Source organism: Streptomyces sp. JJ38, assembly GCF_019303475.1.
GTDB lineage: Bacteria > Actinomycetota > Actinomycetes > Streptomycetales > Streptomycetaceae > Streptomyces.
This window is the reverse complement of the sequence record NZ_JABLSI010000038.1, coordinates 1-26,106: the sequence shown is the minus strand read 5'-3', so window position 1 is coordinate 26,106 and position 26,106 is coordinate 1. Positions and strand designations below refer to the sequence as shown.

At 72.3% G+C, this 26,106-nt stretch carries 24 protein-coding genes; 9 read left to right on the top strand and 15 right to left on the bottom strand.

The window, feature by feature from the left end; translation table 11 throughout:
• The first annotated feature begins 219 nt into the window (after positions 1–219).
• A complete protein-coding gene (locus tag HPT28_RS19820) occupies positions 220–1,248 on the top strand; it encodes an aspartate-semialdehyde dehydrogenase (protein WP_219092500.1) in 1,029 nt (342 codons plus the stop codon).
• Between the two features lie 182 nt (positions 1,249–1,430).
• Here the strand turns inward: HPT28_RS19820 and HPT28_RS19815 are convergent, their stop codons facing one another.
• A complete protein-coding gene (locus tag HPT28_RS19815) occupies positions 1,431–2,390 on the bottom strand; it encodes a slipin family protein (RefSeq protein WP_219092499.1) in 960 nt (319 codons plus the stop codon).
• An 89-nt stretch (positions 2,391–2,479) separates the two neighbouring features.
• Positions 2,480–3,283 carry a DUF1684 domain-containing protein gene (locus tag HPT28_RS19810; RefSeq protein ID WP_257578974.1) on the bottom strand — a complete coding sequence of 268 codons (804 nt, stop codon included), beginning with the start codon at positions 3,281–3,283 and terminating at the stop codon, positions 2,480–2,482.
• Between the two features lie 565 nt (positions 3,284–3,848).
• Between HPT28_RS19810 and HPT28_RS19805 the strand changes: the two genes are divergently transcribed.
• Complete coding sequence (locus tag HPT28_RS19805; protein ID WP_219092498.1) at positions 3,849–4,304, top strand: cell division protein SepF; 456 nt, start codon at positions 3,849–3,851, stop codon at positions 4,302–4,304.
• Between the two features lie 338 nt (positions 4,305–4,642).
• Positions 4,643–5,329: a class I SAM-dependent methyltransferase gene (locus tag HPT28_RS19800; RefSeq protein ID WP_219092497.1), complete on the top strand. Its 687-nt coding sequence runs from the start codon at positions 4,643–4,645 to the stop codon at positions 5,327–5,329.
• A gap of 79 nt (positions 5,330–5,408) precedes the next feature.
• On the opposite strand, the gene HPT28_RS19795 is transcribed toward HPT28_RS19800, so the two are convergent.
• Entirely contained in the window at positions 5,409–5,948 is a 540-nt protein-coding gene (locus HPT28_RS19795) for an isoprenylcysteine carboxylmethyltransferase family protein (RefSeq protein ID WP_219092496.1), read from the bottom strand.
• A gap of 325 nt (positions 5,949–6,273) precedes the next feature.
• On the opposite strand from HPT28_RS19795, the gene HPT28_RS19790 reads away from it, so the two are divergent.
• The 3 genes from HPT28_RS19790 to HPT28_RS19780 all read left to right on the top strand — a co-directional run bounded on the left by HPT28_RS19790 (position 6,274) and on the right by HPT28_RS19780 (position 10,720).
• On the top strand, positions 6,274–8,031 hold the full coding sequence (locus tag HPT28_RS19790) for an NAD(P)/FAD-dependent oxidoreductase (protein ID WP_219092495.1): 1,758 nt from the start codon (positions 6,274–6,276) through the stop codon (positions 8,029–8,031).
• Between the two features lie 31 nt (positions 8,032–8,062).
• Positions 8,063–9,718: an NAD(P)/FAD-dependent oxidoreductase gene (locus HPT28_RS19785; RefSeq protein ID WP_219092494.1), complete on the top strand. Its 1,656-nt coding sequence runs from the start codon at positions 8,063–8,065 to the stop codon at positions 9,716–9,718.
• A gap of 96 nt (positions 9,719–9,814) precedes the next feature.
• A complete protein-coding gene (locus HPT28_RS19780; RefSeq protein WP_219092493.1) occupies positions 9,815–10,720 on the top strand; it encodes an SDR family oxidoreductase in 906 nt (301 codons plus the stop codon).
• Between the two features lie 58 nt (positions 10,721–10,778).
• Here the strand turns inward: HPT28_RS19780 and HPT28_RS19775 are convergent, their stop codons facing one another.
• On the bottom strand, positions 10,779–11,966 hold the full coding sequence (locus HPT28_RS19775) for an acyl-CoA dehydrogenase family protein (protein ID WP_219092492.1): 1,188 nt from the start codon (positions 11,964–11,966) through the stop codon (positions 10,779–10,781).
• 41 nt (positions 11,967–12,007) lie between these two features.
• A complete protein-coding gene (locus tag HPT28_RS19770) occupies positions 12,008–13,642 on the bottom strand; it encodes an MFS transporter (RefSeq protein WP_219092491.1) in 1,635 nt (544 codons plus the stop codon).
• 400 nt (positions 13,643–14,042) lie between these two features.
• Between HPT28_RS19770 and HPT28_RS19765 the strand changes: the two genes are divergently transcribed.
• Positions 14,043–15,056, top strand: a complete 1,014-nt coding sequence (locus tag HPT28_RS19765; RefSeq protein WP_308119383.1) for a phosphatase PAP2 family protein — start codon at positions 14,043–14,045, stop codon at positions 15,054–15,056.
• Positions 15,057–15,177: 121 nt separating this feature from the next.
• Here the strand turns inward: HPT28_RS19765 and HPT28_RS19760 are convergent, their stop codons facing one another.
• The 3 genes from HPT28_RS19760 to HPT28_RS19750 all read right to left on the bottom strand — a co-directional run bounded on the left by HPT28_RS19760 (position 15,178) and on the right by HPT28_RS19750 (position 17,411).
• The gene (locus tag HPT28_RS19760; protein ID WP_219092490.1) at positions 15,178–15,393 is read right to left on the bottom strand and encodes an I78 family peptidase inhibitor; all 216 of its coding nucleotides are present in this window, start codon (positions 15,391–15,393) and stop codon (positions 15,178–15,180) included.
• Between the two features lie 247 nt (positions 15,394–15,640).
• A complete protein-coding gene (locus HPT28_RS19755; RefSeq protein ID WP_219092489.1) occupies positions 15,641–16,498 on the bottom strand; it encodes a hypothetical protein in 858 nt (285 codons plus the stop codon).
• Between the two features lie 259 nt (positions 16,499–16,757).
• Complete coding sequence (locus HPT28_RS19750) at positions 16,758–17,411, bottom strand: transglycosylase family protein (protein ID WP_219092488.1); 654 nt, start codon at positions 17,409–17,411, stop codon at positions 16,758–16,760.
• 520 nt (positions 17,412–17,931) lie between these two features.
• Between HPT28_RS19750 and HPT28_RS19745 the strand changes: the two genes are divergently transcribed.
• Together HPT28_RS19745 and HPT28_RS19740 are read left to right on the top strand one after the other, a co-directional pair.
• Positions 17,932–18,735 (top strand): hypothetical protein, encoded by an 804-nt coding sequence (locus HPT28_RS19745; protein WP_219092487.1) that lies wholly within the window; start codon positions 17,932–17,934, stop codon positions 18,733–18,735.
• Positions 18,736–18,813: 78 nt separating this feature from the next.
• Positions 18,814–19,137, top strand: coding sequence for a hypothetical protein (locus HPT28_RS19740; RefSeq protein WP_219092525.1), 324 nt, complete (start codon positions 18,814–18,816; stop codon positions 19,135–19,137).
• A 61-nt stretch (positions 19,138–19,198) separates the two neighbouring features.
• Here HPT28_RS19740 and der read toward each other — a convergent pair whose 3' ends face one another.
• The 7 genes from der to HPT28_RS19705 all read right to left on the bottom strand — a co-directional run.
• Positions 19,199–20,665 (bottom strand): ribosome biogenesis GTPase Der, encoded by a 1,467-nt coding sequence (gene der / locus HPT28_RS19735; protein WP_219092486.1) that lies wholly within the window; start codon positions 20,663–20,665, stop codon positions 19,199–19,201.
• Positions 20,666–20,730: 65 nt separating this feature from the next.
• Positions 20,731–21,315, bottom strand: a complete 585-nt coding sequence (locus HPT28_RS19730) for a 1-acyl-sn-glycerol-3-phosphate acyltransferase (protein ID WP_219092516.1) — start codon at positions 21,313–21,315, stop codon at positions 20,731–20,733.
• Positions 21,316–21,383: 68 nt separating this feature from the next.
• Entirely contained in the window at positions 21,384–22,127 is a 744-nt protein-coding gene (gene cmk, locus HPT28_RS19725) for a (d)CMP kinase (protein WP_219092485.1), read from the bottom strand.
• Positions 22,128–22,235: 108 nt separating this feature from the next.
• Complete coding sequence (locus HPT28_RS19720) at positions 22,236–23,321, bottom strand: prephenate dehydrogenase (RefSeq protein WP_219092484.1); 1,086 nt, start codon at positions 23,319–23,321, stop codon at positions 22,236–22,238.
• Between the two features lie 2 nt (positions 23,322–23,323).
• Positions 23,324–24,403 (bottom strand): pseudouridine synthase, encoded by a 1,080-nt coding sequence (locus tag HPT28_RS19715; RefSeq protein ID WP_219092483.1) that lies wholly within the window; start codon positions 24,401–24,403, stop codon positions 23,324–23,326.
• Positions 24,404–24,416: 13 nt separating this feature from the next.
• The gene (gene scpB / locus HPT28_RS19710) at positions 24,417–25,082 is read right to left on the bottom strand and encodes an SMC-Scp complex subunit ScpB (RefSeq protein ID WP_219092482.1); all 666 of its coding nucleotides are present in this window, start codon (positions 25,080–25,082) and stop codon (positions 24,417–24,419) included.
• Positions 25,075–26,106: ScpA family protein (locus HPT28_RS19705; protein ID WP_257578963.1), on the bottom strand; the 1,032-nt coding region annotated here is incomplete at its 5' end. The genes scpB and HPT28_RS19705, both read right to left, overlap by 8 nt.

Sequence of the window (26,106 nt, the reverse complement as noted above, 5' to 3'; positions counted from 1 at the left end):
TCGGCGTTATGCCGCGGAACACCCGCCCTGCGGGGGTCCGTACGGCGCCACCAACGGATTCCCGCGGGCGCTGACTACCATGGAGGAGGTGTGTGCCCGCACCACGGTCCGCCGGGTGTTCACCCGATGTGACGCACGTCAAACGATTGGCAGGCCGTAGGGCGCCTCGGGCAGGGTAGGGGCCAGCGTCGGGACACGAGTCGAGAACGAAGGAGCCCCATGAGGATCGGCATCGTCGGAGCCACGGGCCAGGTCGGCAGCGTTATGCGCGACATCCTGGCGGAGCGGAACTTCCCGGTGGAGGAGCTGCGCCTGTTCGCGTCCGCCCGCTCGGCCGGTCGCACGCTGCCCTGGAAGGACGGCGAGGTCACCGTCGAGGACGCCACGACGGCCGACTACTCGGGCCTGGACATCGTCCTCTTCTCCGCCGGCGGCGCCACCTCCAGGGAGCTTGCCCCCAAGGTCGCGGCGGCCGGCCCCGTCGTGATCGACAACTCCTCCGCCTGGCGGCTGGACCCGCAGGTCCCGCTCGTCGTCTCCGAGGTGAACCCGCAGGCCGCCGTGGACCGGCCGAAGGGCATCATCGCCAACCCGAACTGCACCACCATGGCGGCCATGCCGGTGCTGCGCCCGCTGCACGACGAGGCCGGGCTCACCGCTCTCGTCGTCGCCACCTACCAGGCGGTGTCCGGCAGCGGCCTGGCCGGGGTGGCGGAGCTGGACGGCCAGGTCCGCAAGGCGGTCGAGACGGACGCCGCCCAGCTGACCTTCGACGGCTCCTCCGTGGACTTCCCGGCGCCGGACAAGTTCAAGCGCCCGATCGCCTTCAACGTGCTCCCGCTCGCGGGCTCCATCGTGGACGACGGCCTGGAGGAGACCGACGAGGAGCAGAAGCTCCGCAACGAGAGCCGCAAGATTCTCGACATCCCCGGGCTGAAGGTGTCCGGCACCTGCGTGCGCGTGCCCGTCTTCACCGGTCACTCGCTCCAGGTGAACGCCCGCTTCGAGCGGCCGATCAGCCCCGAGCGTGCCCGTGAGGTGCTCTCCGCGGCACCGGGCGTCGCCCTGTCGGAGATCCCCACCCCGCTGCAGGCCGCGGGCCAGGACCCGAGCTTCGTGGGCCGCATCCGCCGGGACGAGACGGTCGAGAACGGGCTGTCCCTGTTCCTGTCCAACGACAACCTGCGCAAGGGCGCGGCCCTGAACGCCGTGCAGATCGCCGAGCTGGTCGCGGCCGAGCTGAGCTGAGGCCTGGCCGACGGCCGGACCCCGCGCGCTGGCCGGCCCAGCGCCGAGGCGCGGGGCCGGCCAGCCCAGCGCCACGGCACGGCGGCGGGCTTGGGCGGACTGCCCGTTCCCCGCATGTCGGGGCGTGCGGGTGTGTCATGGCCGATCGCGCGGTTCCCCGCGCCCCTGCCGGGGGCGGGGAGTCAGCGGTCGGCCCCTGACCCGCCCTCCGGCCTCTCGGGCGGCGGCACCTCCGGTACGCCCGGCACACCCGGCAGCTCCGACACCCCGGGCACCTCCGGCAGCTCCGGCTCGTCGGCCTCGTGACGCGGCGCCTCCGGCTCCCGCGTCACCTCCGCGGATCCGCCCGACGCGGCGCCCCGGGCTGCCGCGTCGGCCTCCGGCGGCGGCCCGCCCTGCGCTCGCTCCAGGAAGCGCAGCAGCTCGACGGGGAAGGGGAGGACGAGTGTCGAGTTCTTCTCGGCGGCCACCGCCACCACCGTCTGGAGCAGGCGCAGCTGCAGGGCCGCCGGGGTGGCGGCCATCTGCTGGGCCGCCTCCGCGAGTTTCTTGGACGCCTCCAGCTCCGCGTCCGCGTTGATGACCCGGGCCCGGCGGTCGCGGGCGGCCTCCGCCTGCCGGGCCATGGAACGCTTCATCGCCTCGGGCAGCGAGACGTCCTTGATCTCCACCCGGTCGACGTTGACGCCCCACTCCACGGCCGGGCTGTCGATCATGATCGCCAGCCCCTGGTTCAGCTTCTCGCGGTTGGACAGCAGGTCGTCCAGATCGCTCTTGCCGATGATGGAGCGCAGCGAGGTCTGGGCCATCTGGGAGACCGCGAACCGGTAGTCCTCGACGCGGATGATGGCGTCGGCCGGGTCCACGACCTTGAAGTAGACGACCGCGTCCACCCGGACGGTGACGTTGTCGCGGGTGATGCCCTCCTGGGCGGGGACGGGCAGGGTGACGATCTGGAGGTTCACCTTCTGCATCCGGTCCACCACCGGAACGATGATCCGGAAGCCGGGCTCCCGGACCTCCGGGCGGAGGCGCCCGAGCCGGAAGACCAGCCCGCGCTCGTACTGCCTGATGACCCGCGCGGCGGCCAGGAAGTAGACCGCGCAGACGGCTGCCACCACCGCCGCCACCTCGACGACCATCGCTGCCTCCCGCCAGGAGAAAATACGGCGATATCGGTCGAAAACGCCAACTCCACCGTAATCCGGTCCACGACCCGGGGTCGAGGGTGTCAGGAGACCAGGTCGCGCTCCCCCGCCGCCACGTCGAGGCCGAGCGTGTTCCCCGGAGGCGGGAACGGGCACAGGAAGTGCTCGGAGAACGCCGAGGGCGGCAGCGTCGTGCGGTTGAGGTCGACCGTGACGGAGTGGTCGGGCGCGGGGGCCCCGGTGCGCAGGAAGCGGAAGCGGTAGCTGCCGTGCCCGCTGGTTCCGTCCGCGAAGACCGCCCACAGCGCCCCGCTGCCCACGACCGACACCCGCAGGGTGTGCGCACCGCCGTCCGGCCCGGTGAACCGGATCTCCCCGCCGAGGTCCAGGCCGCGCTCCCGGCCGTCCGCGTTGGGCACGATCACGCGCCGCGTCTCCGCGTAGCGCTCGAAGACGCCGGGCAGGACCCAGCGGGCGTCGTACGGACTCGTCCTGATGCCGGTGAACTCCCGCCGGGCGGGCGCGCCGGGGTCGTGCACCCGCACCGCCCACTGCCCCTCCCTCCGCAGCAGCTCCAGCCGACGGTCCCCCCAGGTGATCCGGGCGTGCTCGGCACCACCGGCACTCGTGCCGAGGGTGCGCTCGCCCATCAGCGGCTCCCCGGCGACCGACAGGTCGTCCAGGACGTCGGCGTGCAGCACGACCCCGGAGCCGTCGGGCGTCTCGCGCCACTGCCCCGGCAGCCCCTCGATCCAGCCCGCGTCGTCCGCCTGCGCGAGCCAGTACGTGCCGGTCACCGAGAGCGGCCCGTAAGGGGCCACGACCGTCTCCAGACGCTGCTGGTGCCACTCCTGCCACTGCTGCACGGCGGAGGATCCGGGCGCCATGGGATTCGCGACGTTCGCGGAGTCCGGGTCGGTGTTGTACGGGTTCGATGACATTTCGGCGTTCATGCGTTCAACTTGCCACAGACCGGGCCGCGCGGCGGTGAGCCACCGCGCGTGCTCGACGCGGCCGCCGCCCGCCGCACAACGACCCCTGGCGGCCGGCCTCGGACCGACGCGGCGTCAGAACCCCTCCCGGGACAGCACACGCACAGAGTTGACGCGCACTCACACCGTGGGCGAAGAGCCTTTCCGGGGCGCCGCCGGCCGGACGAAGGAGACGCCATCGCCCTGCCGGCATGTGCCACCGTCCCCATGACGGCGCATCAGTTCTGCGGCGCTCCGGCGCTCACCCGCCCGGCGGTCGGCTCACCCGCCCGGCGGCCGTCCGTGATCTTTCTGTCTTTCACCACCCGTATACCGCACAACCGCAGCTCCACAAGGCATGATGTGTGCAGCAGAACTGTCACGAAACATGCTCGCGACGTATATCCGCTTGGCGCACCATCCGCATCATGGACGACGATAGGCGTGCGGACGGTACGACCGCATGCGAGAGGAGGCGTCCATGGGATCGGTGCGCAAGGCGAGTGCCTGGCTGGGCCTCGTCGACGACAGCGAGATGCGGTACTACGACGACTACGCCGAAGAGGCGGGGCAGGAGCCGGAGCCGGGTGACGCCGTGCGGGACGCGTGGGCCACGGACCCGCGGATCAGGGCGACGGCGGCGGACGCCCAGGACGCGGGCACCCGGATCGCCACCATCACCCCCGACGGCTTCCGGGACGCCCGGCACATCGGCGAGCTGTTCCGGGAGGGCGTTCCGGTGATCGTCAATCTGACGGCGATGGAGTCGAGTGACGCCAAGCGCGTCATCGACTTCGCCGCGGGCCTCACGTTCGGGCTGCGCGGCTCCATCGAGCGGGTGGCCAACCGGGTGTTCCTGCTCACGCCGAACGCCTACCAGATCCTCAGCGGACAGGACCGCCGTCCCGCCGAGGGCGGCTTCTTCAACCAGAGCTGACGACGCGGCTGAGGGCGGGCGCGAACGCCCTCAGCCGCGTCGGGGGCCGGGCGCGACGGGCGGCGCGTCCCGGCGGGCGCCGTTCCCCTCCCGTTCCCACGCGCCACCGCGCGCCTCTCCGAACATTCGGCCGAATTCCGGTTCGCTTCCCGGTACTTTCTGACTCGAGGCCGAACCGAACGGATTTCGCCAGATGGCCGAGATTCGATCGAATGCCACTCGAAAACGACTCGTACCGCGCTGGGAAAACCAGCCCTTCTCGACGCTCACTCAAGGTCTGATTCGCATGACCCACCCGCTTGTTGACAAGGTCTGAGCAGCCTCGGACCATGGCCGCCATGAGCGAATCAGAGGCAGGAGAGTCCGAGGTCATCGGCTACAACAAGCAGATGTACGGCGACCCGAAGAAGTTCGCCAAGCGGGCCCCGTGGGACATGGGAGAGCCGCAGCCCGAGGTGGTCGACCTGGTGAGGTCCAGGGCGATTCGGGGCGAGGTTCTCGATATCGGTTGCGGCACCGGTGAAATCGTCATCTACCTCGCCTCCGAGGGATTCTCCGTCACCGGCCTCGACGCCGTTCCGGAGGCGATCCAGCAGGCGAAGGAGCGGGCCGCGGAACGGGGTGTCACCGCCACCTTCGCCGTCGCCGACGCCACCGACCTGTCCGCCTACGCGGACCGGTTCGACACCGTCGTCGACAGCGGGCTGTTCCACGTGCTGGACGCGGAGCAGCGGCGGAAGTACGCCACGACGCTGCACGCCGCCTGCCGGCCCGGCGGTCGCGTCTTCGTCCTCGCCTTCAGCGCCGAGGGGCGCGAGGTGGTCAAGGCCAGGATGGCCGCGATCGGCGTTCCGCAGCAGGTGACCTCGCGGATGAGCCCGCTGGCGCCGGACGACCTCCGCGCGGCGTTCGGCCCGCTGTGGGAGGAGGAGTCCATCCGGGACTCGGCCATCCGCGTGCGTTTCCCCGGTGACGCGTCGACCTCCGACCTGCCCGCCATGTTCGCCGTCTTCCGGCGTCCGTGAGCGGGGACGTCATCCCCGTGCCGGGGCCGCTGCCGCGGCGGCCCCGGCACCTCCACCACAGGCAAGCCCCGACGCCGCGTCAGCCGGCCGGGTCCCAGGCGTGCACGCGCGGCACCCAGCGCGGGACGTGCCGCCGGTAGCGGTCGTAGGCGTCACCGAAGCGGTCCCGCAGCCGCCGCTCCTCGCTCAGCGGCAGATAGACCGCGTTGGCCAGGAAGAACAGCCCGAACCACAGGCCGAGCCACGGCGAGCGCAGCGCGACGGCCTCACCGAGCTGGATCGCGAGCACCCCACTGATCATGGGGTTGCGCACGTGCCGGTAGGGGCCGGTGACGACGAGGTGCCGCGGCGGATCCAGCGGTGAGAGCGTGCCCTCGCCCTTGCGGTGGAACAGGCTCACCGTCCAGGCCAGGAAGGCCACTCCCCCGAGGACCAGCGCGACGCCCACGCCGGCGCACAGGACGCGCACGGCCAGGGGAACGTCCACCCCTCGCATGCCGCTTCCCGTCCACACCAGCGCCGGGATCACCACACCCATCGTGACCGGGCCGATCAGCACCGGGGCCACGTGGCGCCGCAGCCGCACCGCGCCGCCGCCCGGAGTCGCTTTATTTCGCATGCTGGTGAATTTAGTGCGGTCCCGAGCGGGCTTCGAGTCACCCCTCATCCCCGTGTGGTGTCTTTCGGCCATACGTCACGCGGTTTGCCTGGGGGAAGGACCGCAGCCGCCCGCCCCAAGGTTCACCCGATCGATACCGCACGCCCGCGATCGCAGGAGGAACACCCATGGGCCGATCTCGCGCCCGTCACCGGAGGGAGGCCCTCACCGGCCCGCCCACGGGCGCGACGACCGGGCTCGTGCGACGTCCCGTCCGCCCGCCCTCTCCCTGTCGACGACCGGGAACGCAGCCCAACTCCGTTTCGCATCACCTCTGGAGGCACTGATGCCCCGCGCAACCACACCCCGTCAGCAGTCGGGGAAGAAGTCCGAGCGTCCGGACACCGACGTCATCATCCTCGGCTCGGGGCTCGCCGGCGCCGCCATGGCCGCCGTCCTGGCCCGCGGCGGTGCCAACGTCCTCGTCCTGGACGCGGGCAGCCACCCGCGCTTCGCCATCGGCGAGTCCACCATCCCGTACACGTCGATGCTCATGCGGCTGGTCAGCGAGCGGTACGACGTCCCGGAGATCAAGTACCTGACCACGTTCGAGAACGTACAGGGCAAGATATCGTCGACCTCCGGCATCAAGAAGAACTTCGGGTTCCTGTACCACCGCGAGGGCGAGCGGCAGAACAACCGCGAGACCCACCAGTTCCCGATCCCGCGGATCACGCACATCGAGAACCACTTCTTCCGCCAGGACGTCGACTCCTGGATGCTCAACGTCGCGGTGAAGTACGGGGCGAGGATCCAGCAGCGGACGCGGATCGTCGATGTCGACTTCGACGACGAGGGCGGCACCCTCACCGACGACCAGGGCAAGACCTACCGCACCCGGTACGTCGTGGACGCGAGCGGATTCCGCTCCCCGCTGGCCACGAAGTTCGGCCTGCGCGAGGAGCCCACGCGGCTGCGCCACCACTCGCGCTCGCTGTTCACCCACATGCTGGGCGTCACGCCCTACGACGACCTCCTGCCGCGCAGCTCGAAGGATGCCCCGACCCCGTGGCACCAGGGCACCCTGCACCACCTGTTCGAGGGTGGCTGGGCCTGGGTCATCCCGTTCGACAACCACGCCCGGGCGACGAATCCCCTGGTCAGCGTCGGGCTGAACCTCGACCCGCGGGTCCACCCGGAGTTCGACGGCACCCCCGAGGAGGAGTTCCGGGCCTTCATCGACCGCTTCCCGGACATCCGGCGCCAGTTCGGCGACGCCACCGCCGTCCGCCCGTGGGTGCGCACCGGGCGGCTGCAGTACTCGTCCAAGACGACGATCGGTGCCCGCTGGTGCCTGACCTCGCACGCGGCCGGCTTCGTCGACGCCCTCTTCTCCCGCGGGCTCAGCAACTCGTTCGAGATCATCAACGCCCTGGCGTGGCGGGTGCTGGAGGCGCTCAAGGACGACGACTTCACCGTCGAGCGCTTCAGTTACGTCGAACAGCTGGAACAGGGGCTGCTCGACTTCAACGACAACCTGGTGGCGAACGCCTACACCTCCTTCTCCCACTACGGCCTGTGGGACACCTGGTTCCGGGTGTGGTCGCTCGGACAGATCCTCGCCACCTTCGAGATCAACCGCACCTACGCCCGGTACCTCGACTCGCACGACGCGGCCGACCTGGCGCATCTGGAGAGCATCGCCCCCGAGGGCTCCATCTCCGACTACGGGCCCGCCCGCGAGCTGCTGGCCTTCGTCAGCGACCAGGTGCGGGACGTCGCCGAGCGCCGCACCAGCCCGGGCCCGGCCGCCGCGTCGATCATGAACGCCCTGATGAAGGCCGACTTCGTACCGCCCGCCTTCGGGCTGGCCGACCCCACCAACCGGTGGTTCAACGCCAGTCCGCTGAAGGTCATGGACACCATCAAGTGGGCCCGCAACGACGCTCCCCCGGAGATCGGCAGGCTCGTGGACGACGGCCTGACGCTCTTCATCAAGAAGCGCCTGTCGCCCGACGAGTTCGACCTGCGGGAAGAACTCAAGCACGTGGTCGCCGGGCTGCCGCTGGTGGGACGGCCGCTGCGCTCGTCGATCGCCCGCTGAGCCCCGATCACGCATTCAAGGAGCAACAGACATGACTGTGAAGGCCAACCGGTACGACGTCGCCATCATCGGGGCCGGCATGGGCGGTTCCGTGCTGGGCGCCGCGCTCTCCCGCAACGGGGTCCGTGTCCTGCTGATCGACGGCGGCGTCCACCCGCGGTTCGCCGTCGGCGAGGCGACGATCCCCTACACCAACGTCAGCCAGCGGATCATCGCCGCCCGGTACAACCTGCCGGAGCTGACGACGCTGTGCACGCTCAAGGACTGCGCCAAGAACATCAGTCCGACCTTCGGCACCAAGACGCACTTCGGCTTCCTCCGCCACGAGGAGGGCAAGCCGCAGAACCCGCGGGAAACCAACGAGTTCCACACCCCCGGGCTGCTGCACGAGGCCCACCACCTCTACCGCCAGGACGTGGACGCCTGGGTGTTCCACCTCGCGGTGAAGACGGGCTGCACACCACTGCAGAACTACAAGGTCGCGGACGTCGACTTCGACGACTCCGGTGTCACCGTGCACGGCGAGGACGGCTCCGAGTACCGGGCGCGGTACGTCGTGGACGCCAGCGGCCACAGCTCGCCGCTGGCGGAGAAGTTCGGTCTGCGCGACGAGATCCCGCGCTACAAGCACCAGTCGCGATCGATGTTCACGCACGTCATGGGCATCACGCACACCGACGACCTGTGGGACCGCAAGCCGGAGCACACGCCGCCGGTGCCGTGGTACGAGGGCACGGTGCACCACACCTTCAACCGCGGCTGGGGGTGGGTGATCGGCTTCGACAACACACCGCTGTCCCGGAACCCGCTGTGTTCCATCGGCCTCACGGTCGACCCGCGGGTCTACCCGAAGAACCCGAAGCTGTCCGTCGAGGAGGACTTCGCGGACATCACCTCGCGCTTCCCCGACATCGAGCGGCAGTACGCCGGTGTCACCCCGGTGCGCGAGTGGGTCTCGACAGACCGTCTGCAGTACTCCTCGAAGCAGACGGTCGGCGACCGCTGGTGCCTGCTCTCGCACGCCGCGGCGTTCATCGACCCGCTGTTCAGCTACGGCCTCGCCAACACCGGGGACGCCATCAACCGGCTGGCCTGGCGACTCATCCGGGCCTGCCAGGACGACGACTTCTCGGCGGAGCGCTTCGACGACTTCGAGCAGTGGCAACAGGCCCGCTTTCACTACAACGACGAGATCGTCAACGCCGGCTTCACGGCGTTCGACCACTTCGAGTTCTGGAAGGCCGTCTTCCGGGTCTGGGTCTGGGGCAACAACTACGGCACCTTCCGGGCGCGGGCCGGGCTGACGCAGTACCAGAAAGACGCCCGGGACAGCCACTTCCAGGACCTGGAGAAGGGTCAGAACCTCGGCTTCGACTGGCCCGACCACGAGGGCTTCCGGCACCTCTTCGACACCATGGTCACCCAGGTGGACGCCTTCCAGGCGGGCAAGATCGCCGCGCACGACGCCTCCGAGGCGCTGTGGGCGGAGCTGGAGGCGGCCGACTTCTTCCCCAAGCCCTTCGGCTTCCAGGACCGCTCCGTCCACTTCATGAGCCCGAAGCCCCCGGTCATCGCCAAGTCGGCGCTGTGGCTGTCGCGCCACGGCGACCCGCAGGTGCGCAAGATGCTCATGAAGAGCGGCCGACAGGCCATCCGGCTGCGGCTGTCCGGCTCGAAGATCTTCTGAGCTCCGCCCCAGGACATCAGGCGGGTGCCGGCCGCGCGACATCCGGAGCCGGCACCCGCACCCCGTGACACCTGCAAGCGAAACGAGGAGTTGCTCGTGCACGTCTCCCACACAGGCAAGGGCACGGTGGTCGTCACCGGTACATCGTCGGGAATCGGCCGCTCCTGTGCCCTGCGACTGGCGGCCGACGGGTACCACGTCTTCGCCGGAGTCCGTAAGGAGTCCGACGGCCGTGAGCTGCGGGCGGCCGCCCGCGGCAGCCTGGAGCCGCTCATTCTGGACGTCACCGACGAGGCGAACATCAAGGAGGCCGGGCGCCGGGTCCGCGAGGCCACCGGCGACCGGGGCCTGGCCGCGCTCGTGAACAACGCGGGCGTCGGCATCACCTCGCCCGCCGAGGTCGTCCCGATGGACCGGCTGCGCAAGAGCTTTGAGATCAACTTCTTCGGGCAGCTCGCGGTCATCCAGGAGTTCCTGCCGCAGCTGCGCAGGGGAACCGGGCGTCTGATCAACATCGGTTCGATCGGGAACCGGGTGGTCATGCCCTTCGCCTCCCCGCTGAACGCCTCCAAGTGGGCCTTCGCCGCGGTCAACCACGCGCTGCGGGTGGAACTGCTGCCCTGGGGCATCCACGTGGTCCTGGTGGAACCCGCCTCCATCAAGACGGCGGCGGTGGACAAGCTGGAACAGGAGGGCCTCAGCAACATCGACGAGTTCGGAGCCTACGAGCGGAACCTGTACGGGAAGGCGTACCGCTCGATGCTGAAGAACGCGACGATGCACATCCGGCGTCTGGGCACCTCGCCGGAGGCGGTCGGCAAGGTGGTGGTACGGGCCCTCAACGCGGAGACGCCGAAGGCGCGTTACCTCGTCGGCAAGTCGGCGCGCCCGCTGGCCGGCATCGTCAAGTACGCGCCCGACCGCGTCTACGACAAGATCCGGATGAAGGTCTTCCAGCTGCCGGACGAGTTCGGCGCGCGCGCCGGCGAGCCGGTGGACTGAGCCCCTTCGCGGCGCACGCGCTGGGGAGTCCCGCCGGCCGGGCGGGACTCCCCCGGCCTCAGCGGAAGGCGTCGACGCCCGTCAGCGCCTTGCCGAGGACGAGCTGGTGCATCTCCACCGTGCCCTCGTAGGTGAGGACGGACTCGAGGTTGGTGGCGTGCCGCATCACCGGGTACTCCAGGGAGATGCCGTTGGCGCCCAGGATCGTGCGGGAGGTCCGGCAGATCTCGATGGCCTCGCGCACGTTGTTGAGCTTGCCGAAGCTGATCTGCTCCGGACGCAGCGTCCCGGCGTCCATCCGGCGGCCGAGGTGGTGCGCGAGCAGCACGCCCTTGTGCAGTTCGAGCGCCATGTCGGCCAGCTTGGCCTGGGTCAGCTGGAACCCGGCGAGCGGACGGCCGAACTGCTCGCGGCTGCCCGCGTAGTCGAGGGCGGCGTGGAGGCAGCTGCGGGCCGCGCCCATCGAGCCCCACACGATGCCGTAGCGGGCGTGGCTGAGGCAACTGAGCGGGCCGCGCAGGCCCGTGACGCCGGGCAGGACGGCGTCGGCCGGGAGCCGGACGTCGTCCATGACGAGCTCGCTGGTGACCGAGGCCCGCAGAGACCACTTGTGCTTGATCTCGGGCGCCGAGAAGCCCGGGCTGTCCGTGGGCACGACGAAGCCGCGGATGCCGTCCTCGGTGGCGGCCCACACGACGGCCACCGCGGCGACGGAGCCGTTGGTGATCCACATCTTGCGGCCGTTCAGCACCCAGTCGTCGCCGTCGCGTTTGGCGTGGGTGCGCATCGCGGCCGGGTCGGAGCCGACGTCGGGCTCGGTGAGGCCGAAGCAGCCGATGAGCTCGCCGGCGGCCATGCCGGGCAGCCAGCGCTCCTTCTGCTCCGTCGAGCCGTAGCGGTGGATGGCGTACATGGCCAGGGAGCCCTGGACGGAGACGAGGGAGCGGATGCCGGAGTCGGCCGCCTCCAGCTCCAGGCAGGCGAGGCCGTACTGGACGGCGGAGGCCCCGGCGCAGCCGTAGCCCTCCAGTGACATGCCGAGGGCGCCGATGCGGCCCAGCTCGCGGGCCAGCTCACGGATGCCGGGCAGTTCCCCGTTCTCGTACCACTCGGCGATGTGCGGCAGCACCCGATCCGACGCCCAGGACCGTACGGTGTCGCGGACCGCCAGCTCCTCCGGGCTGAGCAGGTCGTCGAGGCCGAGGGGATCGGCGGGGTCGAACGGCGGCAGGGAACGGCTGGACATGCGCGGCCTCCGGATCACCAGGTGGTCGAAACCGCCAGATGCTACCGATTGGTAACACTCTGGGGCAAGAGGGGCTCCTCCGTGGGGCCCGGCTGCGCGGGGACGTACCCGCCCCGGTCATCGGCCCGGTGCACGGCGCGCGGCAGCCGCAGGGCGGCCAGCGCCCCGGCGAGCAGCAGGCCGGCGCTCACCAGCAGCGTCACGTGCATCCCCTGGACGAAGGCGAGCCGCGCGGACTCGCGCAGCACCTCCCCCGCGGCGCCGCCCAGGGAGTCGGCCACCGCGAGCGCCTCGCCCAGCGAGTGCCCGGCGGCCTCCGCGGCCCGTTCCGGTATCCCCGGGGCGGACTCGACGGCGGAGCCGTACGTCCCGTTCATGACGGTGCCGAGCAGGGCGATGCCCAGCCCCGCGCCGAGCTGGTAGGCCGTCTCCCCGATGGCCGCCGCGCTGCCCGCCTGTTCGGGCGGGGCGTCGGCGAGCATGGACTCATAGCAGCCGAAAAGCACCGTCTGCAGACCGAAGCCCAGGAGGAGGAAGGCGCCGACGCACACGGCCGGATCGTCCCGCTCGCCCAGCGCGGTGAGGCTGAGGACGGCCACGGCCGTGAGGAGGAAGCCCCCGACGACCATGGCGCGCGGGCCGAGGGCCCTGAGCAGCCGCGGCCCGGCGAGCCCGGCGGCGATGGCCGCGAGGGACAGCGGGAGGAGCCGCAGTCCGGTCTGCAGCGGCGAGAGCCCGAGGATGAGCTGAAGGTACTGGGCGGCCAGCAGCGCGAGGCCGACGAGGGAGAGCACGGTGAGGACGATGCAGCTCACCGCGGTGCCGAAGGCGGGCCGGGCGAAGGCGGTGAAGTCCACCAGCGGGAACGGGCGGCGGCGCTGGCGGTGGGCGAACCAGCCGAGGAGCACGGCACCGGCCGCCAGCAGGGCCCCGGTGCCGGGGTGCAGCAGCCGCCCGTCGCCCGCCTGCTTGACGGCCAGGATGACGCAGCACAGACCGGTGGCGGCGAGCAGCGCGCCGAGCACGTCCCAGGGGCCGCTGTCCCCGCCGGTGGACTCCGGGACGAGCAGCCGCCCGACCGGGACCGCCACCACCATCAGCGGGATGTTGAGCAGGAAGACCGAGCCCCACCAGAAGTGCTCGAGCAGCAGCCCGCCCACCAGGGGCCCGGCCGCCGCTCCGACGGCGGCGACGGCGCTCCAGACACCGATGGCCAGCGCCCGCTCGCGCCGGTCAGGGAAGACGTGCCGCAGCAGCGAGAGCGTCGCGGGCATGATCATGGCGCCGCCGACGCCCAGCAGCGCCCGGGCGGCGATGAGCACCCCGGGCGTGTGGGCCAGGACGGCGAGGACCGAGGCGAGCCCGAAGATCGCGTAGCCGAACAGCAGGACGCGGCGGCGCCCGACCCGGTCGCCCAGGGTGCCGAACAGAATGAGGAGGGAGGCGCAGACCAGTGGGTAGGCGTCGACGATCCACAGCAGCTCGACCGGCCCGGGCCGCAGGTCCGCGGTGACGGCCGGCACGGCGACGTGCAGCACCGTCGCGTCCAGCGCGACCAGCAGGAGACTGGCACAGAGGACGACGAGCACGGTCCAGCGTCCGGCTACGGGAGCCGGGGGGCGGGTCCGCTGCGCGGGGACGTCGGATCCGGCGGGGTCCGGACTCGTCCCTGGCATGTACTACCTCCTCGTGCTGCCCGCCGAAGGCGCTGACGTGCCGCGGTCAGTGCGGGCCACCGGCGTGGCCGGGCCCGGACGGAGCGGTGGCGGTGCCCCGTAGCGTACGCCAGTCCGCCGATCGGTCATGTGTCGCGGTTCACCCGGGCACGCCGCCGCGTGGCCCGACGTCCCGCCGCACCTCCCGCGGGAAGATTAAGCCGAGGTGGACACGAGCGGAAGTCCGGTGCAACAGGACTCGCGGATTCCCAGGAAAGGCCGTGGATATGAAAAACCGGCCCCAGGATTTCCACGGAATCCACCCGCGACCGCCTATCTGGGAGGGAATCCACATCACATCGCCATTACGAAGGCGGGTGCGGGAGCGCCCCTTCAGGTCACCCGCTGTAATGTCGACCGAGTGCGTACCGACCGAATCCTCGCCCGCCTGGAACAGGAGCCCGCGCGGCGACCGAACCCGGCCCCGGCGATGAGTGTCGCCCGCACGTCGCTTTTCGCCGCCACACTGGTCGTCTACGCGGCGATCGTCGCCGCGGTGGTGCAGACCTCCTACCTGGTCCGGCTGGACTGGCAGCTCATGCTGTTCCGCCCGTACAAGCAGTGGCCCCAGCTGCATCCGTTCCTCGACTACTTCGTCGTGCTCGGCCAGCGCGGGCCCACGGCCGTGCTGGTGACCGCCTGGCTGGGCTGGCGCTCCTGGCGGCAGCGCACGCTCCGCCCGCTCCTGATGCTCGGGGCGGCCCTGCTCCTGCTGAACGTGAGCGTGGGGGCGGCCAAGCTCGGCATGGCCCGGGAAGGGCCGCACTACGCGACGACCCTCGGCTCGAACGAGATGTGGCTCACCGGGGACATATTTCCCTCCGGGCACACCGCGAACGCGGTGGTGACCTGGGGCATCCTCGCGTATCTGGCCAGCACCGAGCGCGCCCGGCGCCGGTTGTCCGTCGTCGCCGCCGTCTTCGCACTCGGGGTGGGAGCCACCACCGTCTACCTGGGCACGCACTGGGTCAGCGACGTGCTGCTCGGCTGGGTGGCGGGGCTGCTGATCCTGCTGGCGCTGCCGTGGTGCGAGCCGTTGGCCGCTCGCGTCGAGGAGCACGTGCTGGCGTACTGGACACGGCTGCGGGCCGCGGGAAAGCTGGTCACGGCGGCCGGGGCGGAGACGGCGCCGGCCGCCACCGCGCCCGGCGGTGCGGCGACGCCGGGCTCCGAGGCCGCGTCGGGCAGGACGCCGGCCGGGGCGGCCGGGGGCGCCATACGGCACGCCCACGCGGCGCATCCGGGGCACGCGGGCCACGCCTCCCGGCCGCACGCCGTGCGCTCGGAACGGACTCCCGTCACGCCCGCGGGGAGCCGCAGACCGGCCGCGGAGCGCCCCGGAGGCCGTACCACGCCGCTCGGGCCACGGGCCTAGCGGGCAGGGCGCCGTGCCCTGCGGGACGCTCCCGGGGACGGCGGCCACGACGCCAGGCGGGCCCCGCACCGCGGCCGTCGGCCGCGGTGCGGGGCCCGCCTGGCGAGAACGCTGTCGGCTCTCAGCCCTTCCAGCCGCGGACGACCGTGTCGTCCTCGGCGGTGAGGTTGAGGCGACCCGCCACGTACTCCATGGTGACGACGGCGTCCGGCGGCAAAACGCGCACGGTGGTCCAGCCTCGGCTGCGCGCCCGCTCCTCGGCGGCCGTCACCGGCATCCCGGCGTAGGCCTCGGGGTCGTCGTCCGGCTCGTTGGACTCGAAGGGTATGGGTGCCATGTCGGCCACCGTACGTCACGGCCCCACGCACCAGGAAGTCCCGGCGCGGTCATGCGCGTGCCACACTTCTGTCACAGTCGCTCCTCCGTTCGGCCCTCTCCGCGACCGCCCCTCCGGGCCTTCTCCGCCTCTTTTCCACGGACCCGCAATTCCCCGGGGGCAGCCCCGCCGAATCACGGTTCAGCGGTGTGGGAATTCCCGGTGCGGAGGGTGGGTAAAGGCGGGCGGAGTTCCGGTGCGACCGCCTTCAGCGACCGGTTCGGCCGGCACCGCGACGCACGGGTTCGAACCGCAGCAGCAGCTCGTTGGCCCCCGTGTAGCAGGGGCGGACGAGGCGGTCCCCGTCACTCAGCGGCACCGCGGGGTGCCGCAGCCGGTGCTGCTTGTCCGCGACGTCGTCGAGGATGCGGGCGACGCGCACGGCGGCCTCGCCGGCCCCCGGACGCAGCCACAGCGCACAGCCGTCGCGCGCGGGCGGGCGCAGTCCCGCGAGCGGGAGGACACAGCGGAAGCCGCCCCCCTCCGGGCGCACCGGGGCGCTCGCGACGGGGCCGCGGCCCTGCCGGGGCGTCACCTCCAGGGTGGCCTCGGGGGTCAGCTCGGCCCCGTACAGGCGGCCGCGCAGCGTCAGCGCACCGTCGGCGACCAGCAGCTCCGCGGCCTCGGCGTGCGGCCAGCGCTGCCAGGCCCGCAGGGCGAGGTTGCCCTTCTGGGTGGTGAAGGGGACGCGCGCCCCGAGCCACGTCCGCCCGGGCTGGGGACTGTGTGCCGTCAGGGAGTGCAGGTCGTGGGTGCCGGGGAGCAGCCGCGCGCGCTCGCCGCCACCGAGGCAGAGGTAGGCGTTCCACACCCCCTCCGCGAGCGTCATGGTGCTCGGCAGGGCCGCCCGGAGCACCCCGGCCCCGACGGGCACGAGCGGCAGCCGGACCTCCTCCGTGGCGGCTCCGGGCCCCATCGTGCGGCGGCACAGCAGCAGCGCGGCGTCCCAGGACTCCCCGACCACTTCGGGCCGGACGACGTCGAAGGTCAGCCCACCCGCCGTGTCGGCGGTGCAGTGGGCCCGCACCCGCACCCGGTCGGGCAGGGGCTCCGCAGTGGTCATCATCCGCGGCGCCCTCCCGTCGGCACGCCGTCGGCGCCGTGCCCGCCTCGCGGGAGGGTGGGTATGTGCATGCGTCCCCGGTTCCGTCTCTGGGCGCGGGCGGCCACCGCCGGCTGGCGGCCGCCCGCCTTACGTCCAGTAAGACCGGGATGCGGCGTCCCGGGTTGGTTCGTTCACCGGATTTCTTCGGAGAAACGTCACATCGACCGACAGTTCGTCCCGCCCCGGAAGGAGTCCGGGGCGGGACGCGGTTGGCGGCGGATCAGACGTGCAGCCGCTGTCCCGGGAGGATCACGTCCGGGTCCTCGCCGATGACCTCGGCGTTGTCCCGGTGGACTCGGCGCCAGTCGGTGTCGTGCGCGGCGGCGATGGCGCTGAGCGTGTCACCGGGCTCGACGGTGTAGTTGGCCCGGGAGTGGCCGCGGTCGGTGTGCGGCCGGGGTGTCCGCTCCGGCACTCCGGAGCCGCGGGCGGACGTGTCGGGCCCGCTGTGCGACCCCGCCTCGGGCGCCGGGGAGGCCGGCTGCTTCGACGGGGCGGGACGGGTCGGCTGAGGGTCGCTTCCGTACAGGCCCAGCTTCGCGGAGCAGGCGGGCCACGCCCCCCAGCCCTGGGCCGCCTGGACCTTCTCGGCGATCTCGATCTGCTGGGCCCGGCTGGCCGTGTCGGCGGTGGCCGCGTAGGCCGTGCCGCCGTAGGCGGCCCAGGTGGAGGCGGAGAACTGCAGGCCGCCGTAGTAGCCGTTGCCGGTGTTGATCCGCCAGTTGCCACCACTCTCGCACTGCGCGAGGCGGTCCCAGGTTCCACCGTCCGCCGCCTTGGCGGGGCCGGCCGTCAAGGTGAGCAGCGCCACCGGGGCCAGGACGGTCAGCGAGACCGCGCCCGCACGTGCTGCTTTCCCACGACGAATGGACAAATCTCATCCCTCTCGAACGCCCCGGGGCTCCCCTGTACCGCGTCGGCCGTCCGGCGCCTGCTGCGCCGTCGGGCCGGGCGGGTGTCCGTCGCGGGTACTGCTCGGTGGTGCGGCACCCGTGTCGCGCGGTCGTACTGCGCGGCACCGGTGCGGCGACGGACTGCCCCGGGTGGTGCTCTCTGCACCAGCCGGAGAATCTAGGGACTACCGGGGGCCGGGGACAACCAACCGGCCGCTTGCGCAGGTCAGTTGAATGTTACCGCAAGTAACAGACAATTTTCCCTGTCCATACTTGTCAGATTTTGTCCTGATATGGACGATCCCGGACACCCTGGGCGGGTGACACACCTCACCGACGCAACTTCACCAGTCTGCACATCAATTGACTTTCCGTGACCGTTTTCGGCGTTCTGTTCACCAAGCGCATTCGCCTGGACGACTCGGCACCACCAGTTGCGTGACTGTGACCACAGGTGACCCGTTGTCCAGACGAACCAGTACCGAACGCCAGGAGCCTCCTGTGTCCCCCATGCTCGACGTCAGTGACGAGGTCCGCGCCGAGATCGGCGAAGCCGAAGCCGCCAAGCTGATCGCCGGCGACACCGTGCCGGACCGCTACGACTGCACCTCGTGCCGCACGCCCGGCAGCACCGACGAACGCACGAGCACCGTGCTGTTCGTCGGCAGCGAGACCGCCGTGCTGGCCTTCGCCCACGCCGCCTGCGTCCCCTCCCAGATCGTCAGGGTCTCCGAGGAGCAGATCCAGAGCGCCGTGCGCACCATCTCCGGTGAGGCGGCCGGGGCTTCGGCCCCCGCCGAGTCCGGGTCCCCGTCCGTACCCGCCGACGGCCGGCAGGCCGTCCTGGGCGTGACCTGCGGCCAGGTCCTCGTCGGCGAGACGCTGCACCCGGCCGTCGTCGTGGAGCCCACCGGCCCCATCGCCCGCCCCGGTACGACGGGCGGCGGCGACGAGTTCCTCCCGCTCCTCATCGAGGCCGGCTTCATGCCGGTCACGGAGCTGGACAAGAAGCCCGGGCCCCTGCCCGGCTGGTCGGTGCTCATGGCCATGGGCAAGTTGCACGCGGTGCTGCAGCCCGCCGAGGAGGGCCAGCAGCCCACCTCCTGGTGGCAGGCGCACCAGCCGCTGCCCGTCACCGACGAGTGGCGCACCACGGCCAACAGGACCAACTCCGTCCTCGTGTACGCCGCTCCGGCCGGTTCCATCGGCCAGCAGCCGCGCGAGGACCTGATGCGCGACGCCCTGGAGCGGGCCGCCGAGCGCGGTGTCCTGGTGGCGGCGACCATGCCGCTCGCCGGTACCTGAGGCCGGCACCGGGCACGGCCCCGCCGATTCCCCCGCACGGCCCCGCATCCAGCGGGGCCGTGCGGTCGTTGGGCAGACGTGCACGCCTACGAACCTCACCTCGACGCCCGCTATCCACAGCCGGACTCCGGCTCGATCCCGGCCATGCGTCCCCCGCACGAAGCGGCGGCCGGCCGCACCGGGCGGTCGGCCACACCGATCTTCGACGCGCTGTACGCGGAGTACCGCCGGCTCTTCCGGGCGCTGCCCGGGGACCGGTCCGGTGAGGAGCAGTTGCGGTTCGGGGGATTCGACGGCCTCGGCTCCCGCTACGGCACGGACTTCACGCCGGTGCCCCAGGAGCGCCGGCGGGGCGGCGCCCACCGCGCCCCCGCCCTCCCGGCTCTGCCCCCGGGCAGTTAGGGGCGGCCGGTGACGGCCGCGGGGCCGGCACCGCATCAGCGGCGTCGGCCCCGCGGGCGGCTCACTTGCGCTTCTTGCGCTTCTCCCGCACCCGCACGGACATGTGGATCGGCGTCCCCTCGAAGCCGAACTCCTCCCGCAGCCGCCGCTCGATGAAGCGCCGGTAGCCGGCCTCAAGGAAGCCGGAGGCGAACAGAACGAAGCGCGGGGGGCGCGTCCCGGCCTGGGTGCCGAAGAGGATGCGGGGTTGCTTGCCGCCGCGCACGGGGTGCGGGTGGGAGGCCACCAGCTCGCCGAGGAAGGCGTTCAGCCGCCCGGTGGGAATCCGCGTCTCCCAGCCCGCGAGGGCCGTCTCGATCGCCGGGACGAGCTTCTCCGTGTGCCGTCCGGTGCGGGCCGAGATGTTGACGCGCGGCGCCCACTGCACCTGGACCAGGTCGCGCTCGATCTCGCGCTCCAGGTAGAAGCGGCGTTCGTCGTCGAGCGTGTCCCACTTGTTGTAGGCGAGCACGAGCGCGCGCCCCGCCTCCACCGCCATGGTGATGATGCGCAGGTCCTGGACGCTGATGGACTCGCTGACGTCGACGAGGACGACGGCGACCTCCGCCTTCTCCAGCGCCGCGGCCGTCCGCAGCGAGGCGTAGTAGTCGGCGCCCTCGGTGAGGTGGACGCGCCGGCGGATGCCAGCGGTGTCCACGAACTTCCAGGTCTTGCCGCCGAGTTCGACGAGCTCGTCCACCGGGTCGCGGGTGGTTCCGGCGAGCGGGTCGACGACGACGCGCTCCTCCCCCGCCACCTTGTTGAGCAGGGAGGACTTGCCGACGTTGGGCCGGCCGATGAGGGCGACGCGGCGCGGCCCGCCGAGCGCGGTGCCGAAGGTCTGGGCGGGCGCCCGCGGCAGCACCTTGAGCACCTCGTCCAGCATGTCGCCGGTGCCGCGCCCATGCAGCGCGGAGACGGGGTACGGCTCGCCGAGACCGAGCGACCACAGCATCGCGGCGTCGGCTTCGCCGGAGGGCCCGTCCACCTTGTTGGCGCACAGCACCACCGGCTTGCCCGCGCGGCGCAGCAGCTTGACCACGGCCTCGTCGGTGTCGGTCGCGCCGACCGCGGCGTCGACGACGAACACCACGGCGTCGGCCGCCTCGACGGCGAACTCGGCCTGCGCCGCGACGGAGGCGTCGATGCCCAGGACGTCCTGCTCCCAGCCGCCGGTGTCCACGACCTTGAAGCGGCGGCCGGCCCACTCCGCCTCGTAGGTGACGCGGTCCCGCGTCACCCCCGGGCGGTCCTCCACGACGGCTTCCCGGCGCCCGAGGATGCGGTTCACCAGGGTCGACTTGCCGACATTGGGGCGGCCGACGACGGCGAGCACCGGCAGCGGTCCGTGACCGGCCTCGTCGAGGGCGCCCTCGACGTCCTCGGTGTCGAAGCCCTCCTGCGCGGCAAGCTCCATGAACTCCGCGTACTCGGCGTCGCCGAGCTCACCGTGCCCGTGCGCGTCGCCGGAGTTGATCTGCTCGTTCATCGGTCCTGTCCTTGCTGAAGGCTGAAGTGGCTTGCGGGCCGGACGCGGGCGTCCGGCCGGTGGGGTCAGCGGCCGGTCAGACGTCTCGCCGCGGCGAGGTGCGCCGTCAGCCGCTCCTGCAGCCGTCGCGTCGCCTCGTCCATGACCTGCCGGGTGCGGCGTCCGCCGCCGCCCACGGTGACCGGGTCCCCGAAGACGACGTCGACCCGGCCGCGCAGCGGGGGCAGGGCCGGTATGACGCGGCTGCGCCGTCCGGAGCTGCCGAGCACGGCCACGGGCACCACCGGGGCCCCGGAGCGGACCGCGAAGTAGGCCAGCCCGGAGCGCAGGGCCGCGAAGTCCCCGGCGCCGCGGCTGCCCTCGGGGAAGATCCCGAGCACGCCCCCGCGGTCGAGGACGCCGAGAGCCGACGTGACGGCGGACCGGTCGGCGGTGGAACGGTCCACCGGCACCTGGCCGATGGACCGCAGGAACCAGTCCAGCGGGCCGACGAACGCCTCCTGCTTGATCAGGAAGTGCACCGGCCGCGGGCAGGTGCCCATGAGCATGGGTCCGTCGATGTTGTGCGCGTGGTTGACGGCGAGTATGACCGGGCCGCTCGCGGGGATCCGCCAGGCGCCCAGCACCCGGGGCCGGAACAGTCCGTTCATGAGGCCGATGCCCAGGCGCCGGCCCGTCGCCGCGCCGCCCACGCTGGGCAGCGCTCTGGTCGTCGTGCTCACGCCGTGCGCTGCCTGTCCTCGACGAGGGTGACGACGCACTCGACGACCTGCTCCAGGGTCAGCTCGGTGGTGTCCACCTCGACCGCGTCGTCCGCCTTGGCCAGCGGGGAGGTGGCCCGGCTGGAGTCGGCGGCGTCCCGGCGCAGCAGTGCCTCGCGGGTCGCGTTCAGGTCCACGGCGGCGTCGCCGGGGCGGGCCTTCAGCTCGCCGCCGCGGCGGGCGGCCCGGGCCTCCGGGGAGGCGGTGAGGAAGATCTTCAGGTCCGCGTCGGGGAGCACCGTCGTCCCGATGTCGCGGCCTTCCACGACGATGCCGGCCCCGTCGCGGGCCGCGTCGGCGGCGATGGAGCGCTGCAGCTCGGTGATCCGGGCCCGCACCTCGGGCACCGCGCTGACCGCGCTGACCGCTGCCGTCACCTCGGCGCTGCGGATCGGCCCGGAGGCGTCCTGGCCGTCGACGGTGATCGTCGGAGCGGACGGGTCGGTGCCGGAGACGATGCCGGGCTTGCCGCAGGCGGCGGCCACGGCCCCCGCCTCCGAGACGTCCACCCCGTTGGTCAGCATCCACCACGTGATGGCCCGGTACTGCGCCCCCGTGTCGAGGTAGCTGAGCCCCAGCTTCGCGGCGACGGCCTTGGAGGTGCTGGACTTGCCCGTTCCGGAGGGGCCGTCGATGGCGACGACGACGGACGCCGGGGCGCCGGAAGGAACGGGGGTCGCGCCCTGAAGGGTTGCAGCCACGGTGAAGAGGGCCTTTCTAGCCAGGAGGGTGCGGGGCGGGACCTGCCCCGCACCCAGGCTACCGGTAAGTGAACGGCCGGATCATCCGGCTTGACGCCCGCCCGCGCCTCACGGGCGGATCGCCCAGCCCCGGCTCCGCAGCATCTCGGTGAGCCGGGCGGCCGCCTGCGGCTCCACCATGAGCTGGACGTGGCCGGCCTGCTGCCCGGTGGCGTGCTCGATGCGGACGTCCTCGATGTTGACGCCCGCCTGCCCGGCGTCGGCGAAGATCCCGGCCAGCTCGCCCGGCCGGTCGCTGATGAGCACCGCCACGGTGGCGTAGGCGGTCGGCGTCTGGCCGTGCTTGCCGGGGATGCGGGCCCGGCCGGAGTTGCCCCGGCGCAGGACGTGCTCGATGCCGCTCGCCCCCTCGCCCCGCTTGGCGTCGTCCGCCGACTCCAGCGCCCGCAGCGAGCGCACCGTCTCCTCCAGGTCCCCGGCCACGGCGGCCAGCACGTCGGCGACGGGCCCGGGGTTGGCGGAGAGGATGTCGATCCACATGCGGGGCTCGGAGGCCGCGATGCGGGTCACGTCCCGGATGCCCTGCCCGCACAGCCGCACCGCCGTGTCGTCCGCGTCCGCCAGCCGTGCGGCCACGAGGCTGGACAGCAGCTGCGGCGTGTGCGAGACGAGCGCGACGGCCCGGTCGTGCGCGTCCGCGTCCATGACGACGGGCACAGCCCGGCACAGGGCGATCAGCTCCAGCGCCTGGTTGAGCACCTCGGTGTCCGTCTCCGGCGTGGGCGTCAGGACCCAGGGACGCCCCTCGAACAGATCCGCCGTGGCCGCCAGGGGCCCGGACTGCTCGCGGCCCGCCATGGGGTGGGTGCCCAGGTAGCTGCGCGGGTCGCAGCCGAGACCGGCCAGCTCCCGGCGCGGTCCGCCCTTGACGCTGGCGACGTCCAGATAGCCGCCGGCCGCGCCGCGCCGCTGCGCGGCGGCCAGCACCCCGGCGATCCGGGCCGGCGGTACGGCGACCACCGCGAGGTCGACGGGGCCGGGGGGCGGCTCCGCCGTCCCCGCGCCGAGCGAGGCGGCCGTCGCGGCCTGCTCGGCGTCCCGGTCCTCCAGGTGCACGGTGACGCCGCGGGCGGTCAGGGCGAGGGCGATCGAGGTGCCGATCAGCCCGGTGCCGATGACGAGTGCACTGCGCATGCTCAGAGACCGACCTCGTTCATCAACATGCCGACCTCCGTGTTCGTCATCCGGCGCAGCCACCCCGACTTCTGGTCGCCCAGGGCGATGGGGCCGAACTTGGTGCGGACCAGCTTGTCGACCGGGAAGCCGGCCTCGGCGAGCATCCGACGCACGATGTGCTTGCGGCCCTCGTGCAGCGACACCTCGACCAGGTAGTTCTTGCCGGTGTTCTCGACCACCCGGAAGTGGTCGGCGCGGGCGTAGCCGTCGTCCAGCTTGACGCCGTCCTTGAGCCGCTTGCCCAGGTCACGCGGGATGGGGCCCTGGATGGCGGCCAGGTAGGTCTTGCGGACGCCGTAGCGCGGGTGGGTCAGGCGGTGCGCCAGCTCGCCGTGGTTGGTGAGCAGGATCAGGCCCTCGGTCTCGGTGTCCAGCCGGCCGACGTGGAAGAGCCGCGTCTCGCGGTTCTGCACGTAGTCCCCGAGGCACTGGCGGCCCTCCGGGTCCTCCATGGAGGAGACGACGCCGGCCGGCTTGTTCAGGGCGAAGAAGAGGTAGGACTGGGTCGCGATCGTGAGCCCGTCGACCTTGATCTCGTCCTTCTCCGGGTCGACGCGCAGGCCCTGCTCCAGCACGATGCGGCCGTTGACCTCCACCCGGGCCTGGTCGACCAGCTCCTCGCAGGCGCGGCGCGAGCCCAGGCCCGCGCGGGCCAGCACCTTCTGCAGCCGCTCACCCTCCGGCTCGTCGAACGTCTTCGGCAGCCGCAGGGCCGGCTTGTCGTGCCGGGCCCGGTTGCGCTCCTCGATCTGGGCGTCGTACTCCCGGGACCGGGCGGGCGCGGTGCGCTTCGGGCCCTTCGCACCGCCCTTGCCGCCGCCCGCGGCCTTCGCGGGCTTGGCTCCCTTGGCGCCCTGCGCGCCCTGCGCTCCCCGGCTTCCGCCGGGCTTGCCCTGCTGGCCGCCGGCGGGCTTTCCGCCCGAGGTCGGGTAGCGGCGCTCCTCGGGGCGGGGACGTCCGGAGGAGCGCCGCTGCCCGCCGTCCCGGCTGCCGCCCGCGCCCCGGGGGTTCCGGTTGCTGTTCCTGCCACTGCTTCGCATTGAAGAATCCGTCTTACGTCCGAGCGTCGCCGCTGTCGTCTGCATCCACTGCATCTGCCTCGAACGACGGCACGCCCTCCTGGCTCTCGCCCTCCACCGCGTCCGCCTCCGGGAGGAAGGGCGCGAGTTCCGGCAGCTCGTCCAGGCCACGCAGGCCCATCCGCTCCAGGAAGTAGTGCGTCGTCACGTACAGGATCGCACCTGTTTCCGGTTCGGTGCCCGCCTCCTCCAGCAGACCGCGCTGGAGCAGGGTGCGCATCACGCCGTCGCAGTTGACGCCGCGCACCGCGGAGACCCGCGAGCGGCTGACGGGCTGCCGGTAGGCGACCACGGCCAGCGTCTCCAGGGCGGCCTGCGTCAGCCGGGCCTGCTGGCCGTCCAGGACGAAGCCCTCGACGGCCTCGGCGAACTCGGCCCGGGTCGAGTAGCGCCAGCCCCCGGCGACGAAGCGCAGCTCGAAGCCGCGCCCCTCGCGGGTGTAGTCGTCGGCCAGCTCGTGCAGCGCCTCGGCGATCCGGCGCCGGGGACGCTTCAGGATTCGCGCGAGGTGCTCCTCCGTCACCGGTTCGTCGACGACCATGAGGACGGCCTCCAGCGCGGGCTTCAGCTCCAGCTCCGCGACCCGGTCGGCTCCCGCCGGGGTGTCCCCCTCCTCCGGGCGGACGGTCTGCTCAGTCATGGCGCCTCTCCTCGGTCTCCCGCCCCGCGTTCCCGCCCGCCGGCTCCGGGGCCCGGTCGAACTCGTCGGTCACCCGGGGCGCCGCGTCCTCCCTGCCGCTCCAGCGGACGGTGAGGGCGCCCAGGGCCTCGTCCTGCTCCAGGGTGACGGCCCGCTCCCGGTACAGCTCCAGCAGGGCCAGGAAGCGGGCGACGACGGTGAGCGTGTCAGGGGCGTCCGCGGTCAGCTCGGTGAAGTCGGCCTCGCCGAGCTCGCGGAGCCGCGCCACCACGACGTCCGCCTGCTCGCGCACGCTGACCAGGGGCGCGTGGATGTGGTCGACGTAGACCTGCGGCCTGGGCCTCGGCTGCATCGCCTTGACGGCGAGCCGGGCGAACCCCTCGGGGCCGATCCGGATGACGACGTCGGGAAGCAGCTCGGCGTGGTGCGGCTCCAGCCCGACGCTGCGCGGGTGACGGCGCGCCTCCTCGGCCAGCCGGTCGGCGAAGATCTCGGCGACCCGCTTGTAGGCCCGGTACTGCAGCAGCCGGGCGAAGAGCAGATCGCGGGCCTCCAGCAGCGCGAGGTCGGCCTCGTCCTCGACCTCGGCGGACGGCAGCAGCCGGGCGGCCTTGAGGTCGAGCAGCGTGGCGGCGACGACCAGGAACTCCGTCGTCTGGTCCAGGTCCCACTCCGGTCCCATGGCCCGGATGTGTGCCATGAACTCGTCCGTGACCCGGGAGAGGGCGACCTCCGTGACGTCCATCTTGTGCTTGGAGATGAGCTGGAGCAGCAGGTCGAAGGGGCCCTCGAAGTTGTCCAGGACGACGGTGAAGCGCCGGTCGTCCGCCGTGTCGCCCTCTCCCTGTCCGGGTTCCGCGGCGGGGCCGCCCTCGTCCGCGCTTCCGTTCCCGTCTCCGTCCCCGGCCGGGGCGGCGGGCGCGGCGAGCACGGGTGCGGACGGCGCGGCTCGCGGGGGCTCGACCGGCACGGCGGGCGCGGCGGGCTCGACCGGCGCAGTGGCTGCCGTGGGCGCCGCCGCGGG